This window comes from Flavobacterium psychrophilum, assembly GCA_001708385.1.
GTDB lineage: Bacteria > Bacteroidota > Bacteroidia > Flavobacteriales > Flavobacteriaceae > Flavobacterium > Flavobacterium psychrophilum_A.
This window is the reverse complement of sequence record CP012388.1, coordinates 2,370,806-2,385,260: the sequence shown is the minus strand read 5'-3', so window position 1 is coordinate 2,385,260 and position 14,455 is coordinate 2,370,806. Positions and strand designations below refer to the sequence as shown.

The following is a 14,455-nucleotide window of genomic DNA, read 5'->3' as shown; positions in this document are numbered from 1 at the left end:
TAGTCTTAGCTTTTTGCGCTGAAAGCCAACGCGTACATTTTAATTTGTTTGATCATTGATACCAATCCGTTGGCACGTGTAGGCGAAAGATGTTCTTTTAGGCCTATCTCATCTATAAATGCAGTATCTGCATCAAGAATATCAGTTGGTTTCTGGTTAGAGAAAACACGGATAAGTATTGCTATGATACCTTTGGTAAGTATAGCATCGCTATCGGCAGTAAAAACAACTTTTCCATCGTTCTGTTCGCCGTGCAGCCATACTTTGCTTTGGCATCCTTTAATAATATTCTCTTCGGTTTTGTATTGTTCATCAACTAACGGAAGCGAGTTACCAAGGTCTATAACATATTGGTAACGTTCTTCCCAGTCATCAAACATAGAAAACTCATCAATAATTTCGTCCTGTATTTCTTTTATGCTCATTATATATTACTTCTTCTGTAAATCAGACACTGTTAAGATCCTGGTTACTATGCCTGCAATTTCGGCCGGAGGAGTACCGTGGTCAAAAGTAGCGCTGTTGTATTCTTTACCATCTTTAATTACTTTCAGGTTGGCTCCAAGAGCACCATCAAACTGATGTTTTGTTGACGGAGCCTTGATACTCTGCAGTGTAGTAAGATCTATTTTCTCTGTATCCGCAACCAGTTTATCCCAATCTGCCTTTTTTAACGATTTTGTAGACACGTTTTTCATTTCGTGGTCTTTAATAGTAACAACACTATCCTGTGTTACAACTACTTTGTTATATAAACCTCTTGTAGAAGCTGTATATTCAAACGAAAGCGAATTTGCCGTATCAGCCTTTGCTGTAGCCTTTTTTGTTGACGAACATCCTACTGCCAAAGCGATGGTCATTATTACTAATGCAATTTTTTTCATGGTTATGATTGTTTGGTTATGTTTTTATCCCAGCATGCGCTGTGCCTTAAGCAAAGCCTGTACTAATGCATCTATCTCTTCTTTAGTGTTGTAAAAAGAGAAGGATGCTCTTACTGTACCCGGAATATCGAAAAAGGTCATTACCGGCTGGCAGCAATGGTGCCCTGTTCGCACCGCGATACCCATTTTATCTACAATAGCACCAATATCATACGGATGTATGTTTGCTATGTTAAACGATATTACCGATGTTTTGTGCGCTGCTGTACCTACAATGTTTAATCCTTCTATTTCAAGAAGTTTTTCTGTACCGTATTGCAGCAGTTCATTTTCGTAGGCTGCTATGTTATCCAGTCCTATTGCGTTAAGATAATCAATTGCTGTGCCAAGTACTATACCACCTTCTATGTTTGGAGTACCGGCTTCAAATTTATGCGGAAGGTCAGCATAAGTGGTCTTCTCAAAAGACACCTCTTTAATCATTTCTCCTCCGCCCTGGTACGGTGGCAGCTTGTTAAGCCATTCTTCCTTACCGTATAAAGCACCTGATCCTGTAGCTCCGCAAATTTTATGGCCTGAAAAAGCATAAAAATCGCAATCCAGTGCCTGAACGTCTATTTTTAAATGTGGTGCTGCCTGTGCCCCGTCTATAAATACGGCAGCTCCGACGGCATGTGCTTTTTCTATAATATATTCAATAGGGTTGATGGTACCTAGTGAGTTTGAAATATGATTTACCGAAACCAGTTTTGTTCTTTCAGACAACAGCCTGTCAAACTCTTCAATGATAAGTTCACCTTTTTGGTTCATGGGTATCACAGTAAGTTTTGCACCTGTGCGTTCGCAAAGCATTTGCCATGGCACAATATTACTGTGGTGTTCCATTGCAGAGATCATAATCTCATCGCCTTCTTTTACCAGGGCAGCAAAACCATTGGCTACTAAATTAATGCCATGTGTAGTTCCTGCTGTAAAAAGCACTTCGTACGCATGTTTGGCATTAATATGCTTTTGAACCGTTTGCCTTGAAGCTTCATACGCATCGGTAGCCAACTGGCTAAGTGTATGAACTCCGCGGTGAATATTAGCATTTATAGTGCTGTAATAATTACTTATAGCATCTATAACTACCTGAGGTTTTTGAGACGTAGCAGCGTTGTCAAAATAAACAAGCGGTTTGCCATTTACGGTTTGGTTTAGTATGGGGAAGTCGTTCCTGACTTTTTGTATATCTAACATTATGGTCCTTTCTGAATTTATAGATGTATGCATAGCAAACATTTTACATGCAAATTTACGGCATGTTTTTTTAATAACGGTTTTTTGCCGTAACATTTAAGAATGTGGTTATTGCAAATGCCTATTTTCTATATATTTGATTGCCAACTAAACCAATTATATATGAAAAACTCACTAATTATCTTATTTTCAGCACTCGCAATTACAGGGTGCAGGAAAGAAGAACCAAAGTGCAGGCCGTATCTGGATGCTGTACGAGATGGTACTATACCCCGAAAAACCACAACAGTTACGCTTACCGATAGCCTCAAGTATGAACTGGATTATGTTCGCGATCAGGAGTATAAAGACTATCCTCACTTTTGTTATGGACATCTCGAGCTAAACAAGATAGATTTTACTACCGCCCTGGCAGCTGTCACTAAAAAATATAACGCCGATTCTACGTATCATTTTTATTTGCTTGCCGAGGGGGCCGATCTCTGCAATAATGAGCCTTTAAAGGCAAACCAGATAAAATATTTACAGGTACACTATATTGACAAACACAATAATGGATGGTTAGACTTTATCGATCTTTCGCATAATAAAACAACGTCCTACCGCGACAGCGGATATGCTTCGGTAGCTATATATCTTTTAATGAAGAAAAGCGGAATTACGAACTTACCTTCTACTACAGAATTTAGAAATAAAGATTTCGACGGGTTAAAAATAAAGAGAGTAAAACCAAAAGATGATCCGCTATATCGACTAGCAAATCCTTAAAACACGCGGAAACTACAAAAAAATGCGCACTGCCCTTAGCTTTGCGCATTTTTTGCTTTTAACCCAATATCATTGCCGTCTATGTATTTCTAAACTAGTAACGAAACCTAAATTTAACCCGTTTTGTTTTTGCCGATAACGATTTATAGAGTAAGTTTGCGCTAATTTAGATTAATTATAAACAATCAATCATTTTCTAATGAGAAAAATCAAACACATAGTTATGCTTGCCTTTGTTTTATCGGCAGCCGTTTCTTGTAAAAAAGAAGAAAAAACTACCGAAGACACTACAGTTAAAACAGATTCTGTAGCGCCTGCAAAAACAGAAAAAATAGTTTCGCTTAATGGTGCAGTTACCGAAATTATCGCTGCACTTGGTCACGAAAAAGAAATTTTAGGTACAGATGTTACAAGTACTTATCCCGAAAGCCTTAAAACTACAGCAAAAGACCTTGGACACGTTCGTTCGGTTTCTATAGAGGCTATTATGGCATTACAGCCAACTGTAATTCTTGCTACAGAAAAAGACCTAAGCCCTGAGCTTTTAGAAAAACTAAAAAAATCTGGTGTTAAAGCTGAAGTATTTAATCAGGAATTTACTCCTGAAGGAACTAAAAAACTTATCGGCGATGTAGCAAAAGCACTTAACCATGCAGACTACAAAGCACTTGAAGATAAAATTGATGCCGACCTTAAAAATGTGAAACCTATCGCTAAAGCTCCTAAAGTATTATTTATTTATGCTCGTGGTGCTAACATGATGATGGTTTCTGGAACTGGTACGCCGGTTGAAAGACTTATTAAACTTGCTGGCGGTACAAATGCAGTTACCGACTTTGAAGACTTTAAACCTCTTACCCCTGAAGCACTTATAAAAGGTAACCCGGACGTAATTTTGTTATTTGATTCAGGACTTGGAAGCCTTGGCGGACCTCAGGGTGTACTAAAAATTCCCGGAGTTGATAAAACAAACGCTGGTAAAAATAAAAAAATCATTGCAATGGACGGCGCGCTGCTTTCAGGCTTTGGCCCACGTCTGGGCGAAGGTGCTGCACAACTGAACGCCCTTTTATTAGAGAATGCAAAATAAGCTTTCAATATACGTAGTATTTAGCTTACTACTGCTGGTTGCACTGGCAGTAGTTTCGCTATTTATGGGTGTATATGTTTTTGAAAAACATTCGGTTGTAGAAATACTAACCGGAGCAATTAATAACGATGGTACCATACCCGACAGCGACCGCTTCGTGCTTATGGACCTTCGCCTGCCCCGCATTGTTATGGGCGTGCTTATTGGTAGCGCACTTGCAGTTTCGGGCACCTGCCTTCAGGGTATGTTCCGTAATCCGCTTGCCTCGCCAGATTTACTTGGTATAACGGCAGGGGCATCTTTAATGGCAGCCATAACAATAGTGTTAGGAAGCCATATTAAGCCTTATATACCCGAGGCTTTTCATTTTTCAATATTAAGTGTAATGGCATTTGTTGGCGCATTACTCACAATGATACTCGTATACCGAATTAGTACCATAGACGGAAGGACAAACGTTGTTGTTATGCTTTTAACAGGCGTAGCTATAACAGCGTTGGGATTCGCCATTATGGGATTACTTATATATATCTCTAAAGAAGAAGAACTTCGCGACCTTACTTTCTGGAACCTGGGTAGCCTTGGTGGTGCTACATGGATAAAAAATGGTATTCTTGCCGTTGTTATAGTATGTTGCTACCTTGTGCTCCTACCGAAAGGCAAAGCACTTAACGCCATGATGCTTGGAGAAAAAGATGCGCAACATTTGGGTATACCCGTAGAACGCATAAAAAAACAGATAGTTATCTTAACGGCATTGCTTATAGGTACCTGTGTAGCTTTTGCAGGCAATATAGGATTTGTAGGATTGATAGTGCCCTATATACTAAGGCTTATCTTTAAGTCGAATTATCGTGTGATTTTGCCCTTGGCAGCAATTTTTGGAAGCATACTGCTTGTGTCGGCAGACACTATAAGCAGGACTATAGCACCTCCGTCAGAAATACCGATAGGCATATTGTCTGCTTTTATGGGAGCACCTATTTTTATAACTATTCTGGTAAAAAGCAGGAAATCAATGTAATTGACTATGTTAACAGCTGAAAAAATATCATATGCACATCGAAAATTTTCTATACTGGAAGGTATAGATGTTTCGGTAAACAACGGAGAGCTTCTCGTTATCGTTGGGCCTAACGGTGCAGGAAAATCTACCCTGCTAAGTGTACTGGCTAACGAAATGAGCGCTACTGCCGATACCATCTTCTTTAAGAAAAAAACCTTTAAGCAGTGGGATGATAAAGAACTTGCCAAAAGCAAGGCTAAATTTTCACAGAACAACAGCCATGACATTCCTATTACAGTGAGCAATGTAGTAATGATGGGGCGTTACCCATATTTTAATTCCATTCCTCATACAACAGATGAAGAAGCGGTTTTAAAGGCTATGCAGGAGACTGACGTTGTTCATCTGGCACAAAGGGACTACAATTCGCTTTCGGGCGGAGAAAAGCAACGTGTGCACCTGGCAAGGGTGCTTACCCAACTGGATAACGATGTACAAAACACCCTTGTGTTTTTAGACGAACCGCTTAACAACCTTGATGTGCTGCATCAGCACAGAATATTAAATACTATTAAAAAACTTACCCAAAAAGGGCATACGGCCGTAATGGTGCTGCATGACCTTAATCTTGCAGCCCAATTTGCCGACAGGGTTATGCTGCTTAAAAGGGGTAAAATAGTAAGCTATGATATACCCGAAAAGGTATTTACAAAAGAAACCATTAGCTCGGTTTACAATTTTCCCTGCACTATTTGTGCAAACCCTGTCAATAACAACCCGTTAATAATTTTTGGAACTTAATTTATACACAATATGAGTACAATAACAAATTCACTGAAATCTCAGTGGGAAGCGCTTAAAGCAGAAAACCCACATTTAAGAATAAGAAATGCTGCAGATCAGCTTGGCGTAAGCGAAGCTGAACTTGTTGCAACAAGCGTTGGCGATACAGTAACACGCCTCCGTCCTGAGTTTGCTGCTATACTGACTGAAGTTGTAAAACTTGATAAAGTTATGGCACTTACACGTAACGAAGAGTGCGTACATGAGCGTAAAGGTGTTTATCTTAACGGAGATTTCAGTTCTCCTTTTGCAAGTATCTTTGTTGGTGAGGATATCGATTTACGTATGTTCCTTACACATTGGGATAAAGCTTTTGCAGTAGCAGAAAAAAGCGAGCACGGCGATAGAAAAAGCCTTCAGTTTTTCGGTAAAGACGGTCTTGCTATCCACAAAATATACCTGACAAAAGACAGTAACGAAGCTGCTTTTGACGCTCTTGTTGAGCAGTTTAAATCTGATAACCAAAGCACAGAAGAAACGGTTGCAGAAGTGCCACTTATCATTGATGAAAAACCGGACAGCGAAATTAACCTTGCTGAATTCCACGAGGCATGGTTATCATTACCTGATACGCACGCTTTCTTTGGTATGCTTAAAAAATTCGGTGTTACAAGAACACAGGCACTTCGCCTTGCTCCAAACGATCACCTTGCTAAACAGTTAGACAAAACTGTTGTTGCTAAAATGCTTGAAGGTGCTGCAGAGCAAAAACTACCTATCATGGTATTTGTTGGTAACAGGGGTAACATACAAATTCACACAGGCCTGGTGCGCAAAACAATGTGGCACAACCAGTGGTTTAATGTAATGGATCCTGATTTTAACCTTCACCTTGATACAGACAAGATCGCTCAGGTATGGGTTGTACGTAAACCAACTGCAGATGGCGAGGTTACTGCTCTTGAAGTATACAACGAAATGGGAGAGATCATCGTTCAGTTCTTCGGAAAAAGAAAACCGGGTATCCCTGAACTTACAGAGTGGAGAGAGCTTGTAGCTTCTCTATAATCTTTAATCAGGTTATATACAATGTAAAAACCGCCTTCGAGAGAGGGCGGTTTTTTTGTGGTATCAAATAAGAAAGCCACTTAATGAGTGGCTTTCTTATTATAAATATCGTTATTTATATCCCTGTAATGGCAAGTTCTACCCTGCGATCGTATTCTGTGCCTTTACCCAGCGGCACGGTATTACCGTAACCTTTGTGTGTCATTCTATTAGGGCTTATTTTTTTTGACACTAAATATTTAAAAACCGCAAACGCCCTGTTTTTAGATAGTTCACGCTTTTTGGTATCTTTATCTATAGCTTCTTTCTGGAATGTAGGCGTACAGCATATATGCCCCTGTATCTCAAACTTAATGGTTTTGTATTTCTGAAGAAAGCGCACCATTTTATCAAGCTCAAGCTTAGATTTTGTAGTTAGTTTACTGCTGCCACGTTCAAAAAGTATATTGTCAAGATAAATGCGGTCTCCCACGATTAAATCCTTTTTAAGGGCATTATACACCCCCGGCTCTAATTTGGGTGGGGGAAGTGGCTTAAAGTTCACTGTAACGTCTACACGGCGGTTCTTAGAACGTGCCTCGCTTACATTATCAATGTCTTCTTCCAGTAAGATACGTCCCTTACCTTCTATCGTTACGATAATTTTGTTCTTTATCCCTCTGCCTAAAAGGGTATCCCTTATGGTATTTGCCCTGTTGGTAGAAAGCTTAAAATTATATTCATCCTTACCCCGGTCGTCGCAATAGCCATAGATCTGTATCGTTTCTATACGTGCCGTATCTATAGCTTTAATAAATGCAACAACATTATTGCCCTGCTTATCGTCAAGATTATATTTGTTTACATCAAAGTAGACCGAATAAACAGTCTCTTCCTGTCCAGCTGCAATGTAAGTAATTAAAAAGGTGAGTAATAAGTAAAGTGATTTCATCTATTGCTGGTGATGGTCTTTTCCGGGACAGTCTTCTATCCTATTTAGTGTGAAGTCTTCCGGCGGGTGAATAACTATAGGGAATTTTTCTACTTTAACAGAACTGCTATCAAGCCCAAAAGCACGTCCTTCAGAAAGGCTGATCTTTTTCAGGATAAAGTAAATATCTAATATTATCCTCTCATACCATGGCAACTCGTTATCGTACGAAAGGAATTTTTCTATAATTACAAATTTAAAATCACCGATTACATTGTTACGGTTAAGTGACTCGTAACGGCTGGTAATATCTACTTCGCTTCGTTTTACCATGTCGCGAACTACCTGCTTAAACATTAGGTTAATTCTTGGCGCCACCCTAAAGCCTAAATAGAAGTCTACACGAATAACATCATCCTTCATAATTTCGCGTACGCGATAGTCCATTTTGTACGGTTCGTCTACAACATTTACATGCACAAACCAATATATATCGGCTCGCTTTGGTCTTTTTTGAAGTATCGAATAAATGATTTTAGATTCAATTTCATCTCCCAACTGTGCATTAGTCATGTATACAAGGTGCGTTGCATATTTAGGAATAGACATATCGTTGCTAAGCTCAGACAATACAGTTTTATAATTGGCAATTTTAGTAAACTCAGTGTACTCACTACGGATTCGCTTTGCAGAGAACCATACCGCCATTATTATAGCCAGCAATCCTGCAATACCAAGTGATACGTAACCGCCATGATGAAACTTGCTTATGTTAGCAATAAGGAAAGATATCTCTATTGCAAAATACACACTTATTACTATCAGTATAAGTAGCTTGTTATATCGTTTCATTACCATATAATATCCAAGTAATGTGGTAGTCATTAACATACACAACACAATCGCAAGACCGTAAGCCGCTTCCATATTGCCCGATTCCCTAAAATGGAGCACTATAAAAACACACCCCAGGAAAAGGAGCCAGTTAATTGACGGTATGTATAGCTGACCTTTAAGTTCTGTCGGAAATTTAACCGATACTTTTGGCCAGAAGTTTAACCTCATCGCTTCTGATATAAGTGTAAACGATCCGCTTATTAATGCCTGTGATGCAATTACAGCGGCCGATGTAGCAATGGCAATTCCAAACGGAAGAAACCAGTCCGGCATCAACAAATAGAAAGGGTTGGCAGGATTTTTAATGTCTCCGCCACTAAGATCAATAAGTGTCTTGCCTGAATTTGCTATAAGAAAAGCACCCTGCCCAAAATAGTTAACTACAAGCATGGCTTTTACAAAACCCCAACTTACACGAATATTGCCCCTGCCGCAGTGACCCATGTCGCTGTATAACGCTTCTGCACCAGTGGTACACAGAAAAACAAAGCCAAGTACATAAAACCCTTCATGGTGAATGGTTAGTAAATGGAATGCGTAGTATGGATTAAGCGCTTTAAGAACGTAAATATTTTCCACCAAAGGGATAAATCCAAGTACTCCAAGCATACCAAACCATATAAGCATCATTGGCCCGAAAAACTTACCAATAAATTTACTTCCAAATTTCTGTATAAAGAAAAGCACAAATAGTATTCCTATAACAATAGGCACCGTATCAAGGTTTGGCTGATAGGTTTTAATACCTTCTATGGCAGACGATACCGATATGGGAGGTGTGATAATGCCGTCTGCCAACAGCGCACTACCACCAATTATTGCAGGTACTATAAGTCCTTTTTTCTTAAGACGCTTTACAAGTGTGTACAGTGAAAAGATACCACCCTCACCTTTGTTATCGGCCTTAAGGGTTAGGTAAACATACTTAACTGTGGTTTGCAGTGTAAGAGTCCAGAAGATACAGGAGAGGGCGCCAAGTACAACCTGTTGATCAATAGGCTGGGAACCTATTATTGCCTTCATAACGTATAGGGGGGAAGTTCCTATATCTCCGTAAATAATTCCCAGGGTAACTAGCAATCCGCCAAGCGTTACCTTGTTGAGTTGTATGTGATTGGTGCTCACGATAAATTTGAATTAAAGAGCAAAGGTATGTGTTTTTACAAAATGAGACCGTTAATCCCATAATATTTAACCTGAAAAAAAAAGACAAGGTTTACTCGACAGAATTTCAATCGATTACTTAACTGCCTGACGCTATATTTTTATCATTTCGCGACCATTCGCTCCATGAGCCAACATATAGTTTTGGCATTGGCAGGCCGGCATAATTCATAGCCAATATAGTATGGCAGGCCGTTACTCCAGACCCGCAATGTATTATGGAGTTAGCAGCATTTACACCTTTTAGCTCATCTACATATTTCTGGCCTATGATCTCGGGTTTTATAAACAATCCGTTTTCATCTAAGTTACCGGCATACGGCAAATTTATAGCACCGGGTATATGTCCCGCTATAAGATCTATTGGTTCTGTTTCACCTCTGTAGCGTGCAGCTTCCCTAACGTCTATAACTACATGTTCTGTACCTAATGCAGCTGTTTCTACCTCATCCATATACGCTTGCGGAAGGTTCCAATCGGCAAAAGTATATTCAGCAACCGGAATTGGCATTTCCACGAGGTCGCTAAGCGGAAAGCCCGCTTTTACAGCAGCCGTTAGTCCGCCGTTAAGCACCTGAACCTTTTCATGCCCTGCTGCCCTTAGCATCCACCAAAAACGAGCAGCTGCCAGTGCGCCGTTTTTATCATCGTAAACCACTACATGACTTTGCGGGGTTATACCCAAACGCGATAAAACCTGACCGAAATAAGCAGGATCAGGCAACGGGTGCCTCCCTCCTTTTGCGGCATCTTCGGGCACAGCGGCAAGATCCAGATTAAGATCTGCATATACAGCACCCTTAAGATGTTGTGTACCATAGCTTATACTGCTTCCGGCATCTACAATTACAACGTCGGTAGTTTTTACAAGTTCTAACAAATCTTCCGGCTGAATAATCGGTTCCATAAGGTTATAAATTAATATCCCCTGCCTAAAAGGCAAGGGATTATGGTTTTACTTTTTAAGTATCTTGTTATATTCTGCACTATTAGCAAGCAATGCCGCCGATTTCTGTATCTCGGTATTACTTGTAGTATAGTATTTATACAACCCTTCTTTGTATTGGTAGCGTTTTATAAGCTCATCGGTAAGTAATTGCTTTATTTCCTGTTTGTGCAGGTTAAGCTCTTTCTCTTCGCTTTTTTGCAGTGCAGTAAGCAGTTGCTGGTATTCTGCCGAAATACTTGCATCTATCTTTTCTTTTTTAGCAACTTCCATTACAGCCTTAAGCGATTTTTCAGTCTCGGTGTCAAACTGAAAGTTGTCTTTCTTAAGCGATGCTTTTAAGGCTTCAAAATCAGTATCAGAAACAGCCGGTACAGCTGTTAGCGTTGGGTTTTTATAGTAATAGGTTGTAGCATAGTTAAAAACACCATCGTTACGCACCAACGCATCGGCAATTGCGCTTTGTTTTGCTTCTTCAAGCTCAACATCTGGTAATATGCCTCCACCATCATACACTGTTCTGCCTTTTTTGGTTTTAAAAGCATTGTAGTCTTTTTTATCGATACGGATGGCTTTACCATCAGCATCTTTATGCGTATAATCTAGCGCCTGGATACCACGACCTGATGGTGTATAGTAACGTGAAATGGTTACTTTAACCTGCGTACCGTAAGTAAGGTCAAGCGGACGCTGAACCAACCCTTTACCAAAACTCCTGCTGCCTACAATCACTGCACGGTCAAGATCCTGAAGTGCACCCGCAACAATTTCTGATGCCGAAGCACTGCTTCCGTTAACCAATACAACCAGTGGAATATCAAGATCTACAGGGGCTTTTTGTGTTTTGTATGTGTTATTGTAATTTTGATTCTTAGATTTTGTGGTAACAATAATTTCGCCCTGTGGCACAAAAAGGTTACAAACATTTACGGCTTCATTTAACAAACCACCCGGATTGCCACGAAGGTCCAGTATAATATTTTTAGCGCCATCTGCCTTAAGCTGCAATAAAGCTGCTTTTGTTTCGGTAGATGCTTTACTGTTAAACTGTGAAAGGACAATATAACCCGTTTCTTTACCTATCATAGAAAAGAAAGGAACTGCCTTAATATCAACCTCGTTAAGCACTATTTGGGTATTATACGTTTTACCCTGACGGATATACTTAATATCTACCTTGGTATTTTTACTTCCTTTAAGCAGTTCTCCCGCGTCTTCTTTAAAATCAGATAAATTTACATCACCAATCTGTATAATCTCATCTCCAGCCTTGAGGCCTGCTTTATCGGCAGGGTAATCTTTATATGGCTCTTTAACAATAAGCTTACCCTCTTTACGGGTAATCAGTGCACCAATTCCGGTATACTCGCCAGTATTGTTGATTTTGAATTTAACTACATCCTGCTCGTTAAAGTAAACCGTGTAGGGATCAAGGTCTGCAAGCATGCTTTTAATGGCTTTATCCATAAGCTGCCCCGGGTTAACCTCATCTACATAGTTATTGTTTACCGTTTTATACAGTGTTGTAAATATTTCGAGCTGTTTGGCTATTTCAAAAAAGTCGTTCTTAAAGCTTACCGCCACAAACAAAAACGCCGATGCCAAAACCGGCACCACGTATCTTTTTCTAAGCATTTTCACCATGTTTCTTTTTCTTTAATTTTTTCCTGATAATAAAAAACGCAATTACGAAAATAAGGATAAAAGGCCATATGTACAGCAACCCGATAAAGAAACTTGAAAGCCCGTTAAAACCGGATTTTACAGCGTTCCACATTTTAGAGCCGTACGACACTGTAGCATCGGGCTTTTCGGCAGTAGCTTTATAAAACTCTATGCTAACCGTGCTTAGCGCCACGCGGCTTTGCATATAGCGCAACTGCCCCTCTTTTGCCTCAATCTCCTCACGAATGGCCGATAGTTCTTTTTCAATCTCCAGTATTTCCGATACTTTTTTAGCCTTACCTATAAGTTCAAGGTAACGTTGCTCCAGCACTTTTTTAGCTTTAATACGTGCCTCTGTATCTACGTATTGCTCTGTAACATCTTCAGAGGATATTTCTTTTGTATCGAAGTATTTAACTCCTTTTCCTATATCGGTAAGAAAAGCTTCGAAATATTGCGATGGTATACGCACCGTCATGGTTCGGGTAAGCGAGTAATCGTTTTTACCTTCAGAGTCGTTTTGTAACTGAGCCTTATACTTTTTTACTGCTTTGTAAATGTTTTCAGCAGTCGCCGAAAGATCTTCACTTTCAAAACGCAACGTGGCGTTCTTTATAATTTTTTGTGTAGGATATGCAACCCCCGATACAGATGCTGCTTTATCAGAATCGGCAAGTGGAGCGTTGGATACAGAAGGCTCTCCAAGCATCGCTGTTTCCATAACAGCTTCTTCTTTCTGTTTACAGCCAGCAAGGGCTAACAAAAGTAATAGTGAACAAATTGTGGTTTTCATGGGTTGGTGATTTATCCTGTAACGCTAAATACAACCCACTTAGTGTAAAGTACCTAAAGTATATTTACAATTGTTCCTGTGCTGCAAACTTTTCAAAAAGCAGTATGCATTTGGTATTTATTTCTTCAAAAGAAAGACGGTCTTTGGTCTGGTAAAAAAACATAAAGGCATACGGCTTATCCAGCCTGTCTATAATGATATGTTTGTGGTGGCGATATACTTCACGCAATACACGTTTAAAGTAATTACGATCATGCGCTCTCTTAAAGTATTTTTTCGACACAGATACACCCATTTTTAACGGCGATCCGTCGGTGTAGTTTTTGTCAATAGGCACATATACCAATCGCAATGGATACTTCGAAACCGATTTACCTTCTGTAAACATTAGGTCTATAATGGTACGGCTCTTTAGTTTTTCGAGTTTTGGATATGTGTATTGCCCATTTTGCATGGCGCAAAGGTAACATTAATTTAATTTTTTTAGATTCTACATTCTGGCAGAAATAGCATAAACAAAATTTACACACAAAACTCCCCAAATTTCTCTACACATTTCTACATTTTACACACATTAAATCCTTTTTAAAATAAAAGCAAATGCGACAATAAAACTATATTAACCTTTGATAATCAATATTTTAAAATCAAAAATCTGGCAAACAATATATTTGGATATTTATAAGGCACTAAAGTTGCACTTCATATAACATCAAAAAATTAAAATAAAATATATACATATGAAAAAGTTATTTTTAAGCGCATTAATGCTAACAGGCGTTATGGCAATGGCACAGGAAAAACCGGCAACACAACCAGCTCAGCCGGCACAAACAACAACGACAACACAAACTGCTACAACAACTTCAACGGCACAGGCTAAACCTGCTGCTGCAGCTACAACAGCACAACCTGCTACCCAGGCAGCATCTGCACAAAAGGTAGAGGCTACTAAAAAAGAGGTAACAACAGAAACTAAAAAGGCTGACCCAGCTAAAAAATCTAACTAATTTTTTAGCGCCATTATATAAACAAGCAGGATTTTCTATTTTCCCTGCTTTAAGAAAGCCCCAGACGGAACAGTCAGGGGCTTTTTTGATTTGATATCTGCAGCTCGTATAAGCTAAAATAAACCGCTCTAAGCGACTTTTGTGCTTCCTATAAACCCTAGCTAGAAAACTTTCAAAAACTTTGATTTCAATGCATAAAAATCCCGACAGTTTATACACAAAAACTGCCGGG

Annotated in this window: 14 protein-coding genes and 1 pseudogene; 6 read left to right on the top strand and 9 right to left on the bottom strand. The window is 39.4% G+C overall.

Translation table 11 applies throughout. The features are described 5' to 3' along the window. Positions 1–5: 5 nt before the first annotated feature. From ALW18_10410 to ALW18_10400, 3 genes and pseudogenes are all read right to left on the bottom strand, one after another. Entirely contained in the window at positions 6–425 is a 420-nt protein-coding gene (locus ALW18_10410; GenBank protein ID AOE52885.1) for a Fe-S metabolism protein SufE, read from the bottom strand. A 6-nt stretch (positions 426–431) separates the two neighbouring features. Continuing rightward, positions 432–779, bottom strand: a pseudogene (locus ALW18_10405) (hypothetical protein). Between the two features lie 129 nt (positions 780–908). Further along, positions 909–2,123, bottom strand: coding sequence for a cysteine sulfinate desulfinase (locus tag ALW18_10400; GenBank protein ID AOE54382.1), 1,215 nt, complete (start codon positions 2,121–2,123; stop codon positions 909–911). 117 nt (positions 2,124–2,240) lie between these two features. Here ALW18_10400 and ALW18_10395 point away from each other — a divergent pair, with 117 nt between their 5' ends. The 5 genes from ALW18_10395 to ALW18_10375 all read left to right on the top strand — a co-directional run bounded on the left by ALW18_10395 (position 2,241) and on the right by ALW18_10375 (position 6,838). Further along, complete coding sequence (locus ALW18_10395) at positions 2,241–2,891, top strand: hypothetical protein (GenBank protein AOE52884.1); 651 nt, start codon at positions 2,241–2,243, stop codon at positions 2,889–2,891. Between the two features lie 208 nt (positions 2,892–3,099). Then, positions 3,100–3,981 carry an ABC transporter substrate-binding protein gene (locus ALW18_10390; GenBank protein ID AOE54381.1) on the top strand — a complete coding sequence of 294 codons (882 nt, stop codon included), beginning with the start codon at positions 3,100–3,102 and terminating at the stop codon, positions 3,979–3,981. Further along, positions 3,971–5,005: an iron ABC transporter gene (locus tag ALW18_10385; GenBank protein AOE52883.1), complete on the top strand. Its 1,035-nt coding sequence runs from the start codon at positions 3,971–3,973 to the stop codon at positions 5,003–5,005. Before ALW18_10390 ends, ALW18_10385 begins: the two co-directional genes overlap by 11 nt. Before the next feature lie 6 nt (positions 5,006–5,011). Then, on the top strand, positions 5,012–5,788 hold the full coding sequence (locus tag ALW18_10380) for a heme ABC transporter ATP-binding protein (protein ID AOE54380.1): 777 nt from the start codon (positions 5,012–5,014) through the stop codon (positions 5,786–5,788). A 12-nt stretch (positions 5,789–5,800) separates the two neighbouring features. Further along, on the top strand, positions 5,801–6,838 hold the full coding sequence (locus tag ALW18_10375) for a heme ABC transporter (GenBank protein ID AOE52882.1): 1,038 nt from the start codon (positions 5,801–5,803) through the stop codon (positions 6,836–6,838). A gap of 115 nt (positions 6,839–6,953) precedes the next feature. On the opposite strand, the gene ALW18_10370 is transcribed toward ALW18_10375, so the two are convergent. From ALW18_10370 to ALW18_10345, 6 genes are all read right to left on the bottom strand, one after another. Further along, positions 6,954–7,769 carry a hypothetical protein gene (locus tag ALW18_10370; GenBank protein AOE52881.1) on the bottom strand — a complete coding sequence of 272 codons (816 nt, stop codon included), beginning with the start codon at positions 7,767–7,769 and terminating at the stop codon, positions 6,954–6,956. Next, on the bottom strand, positions 7,770–9,770 hold the full coding sequence (locus ALW18_10365) for a potassium transporter Kup (GenBank protein AOE52880.1): 2,001 nt from the start codon (positions 9,768–9,770) through the stop codon (positions 7,770–7,772). A 118-nt stretch (positions 9,771–9,888) separates the two neighbouring features. Continuing rightward, positions 9,889–10,716 (bottom strand): sulfurtransferase, encoded by an 828-nt coding sequence (locus ALW18_10360; protein AOE52879.1) that lies wholly within the window; start codon positions 10,714–10,716, stop codon positions 9,889–9,891. 48 nt (positions 10,717–10,764) lie between these two features. Then, complete coding sequence (locus tag ALW18_10355; protein AOE52878.1) at positions 10,765–12,399, bottom strand: peptidase S41; 1,635 nt, start codon at positions 12,397–12,399, stop codon at positions 10,765–10,767. Continuing rightward, positions 12,383–13,213, bottom strand: coding sequence for a hypothetical protein (locus ALW18_10350; GenBank protein ID AOE52877.1), 831 nt, complete (start codon positions 13,211–13,213; stop codon positions 12,383–12,385). Before ALW18_10350 ends, ALW18_10355 begins: the two co-directional genes overlap by 17 nt. 64 nt (positions 13,214–13,277) lie before the next feature. Beyond that, entirely contained in the window at positions 13,278–13,667 is a 390-nt protein-coding gene (locus ALW18_10345; protein AOE52876.1) for a ribonuclease P, read from the bottom strand. 286 nt (positions 13,668–13,953) lie between these two features. On the opposite strand from ALW18_10345, the gene ALW18_10340 reads away from it, so the two are divergent. Then, positions 13,954–14,223 carry a hypothetical protein gene (locus ALW18_10340; protein ID AOE52875.1) on the top strand — a complete coding sequence of 90 codons (270 nt, stop codon included), beginning with the start codon at positions 13,954–13,956 and terminating at the stop codon, positions 14,221–14,223. Positions 14,224–14,455: the final 232 nt, after the last annotated feature.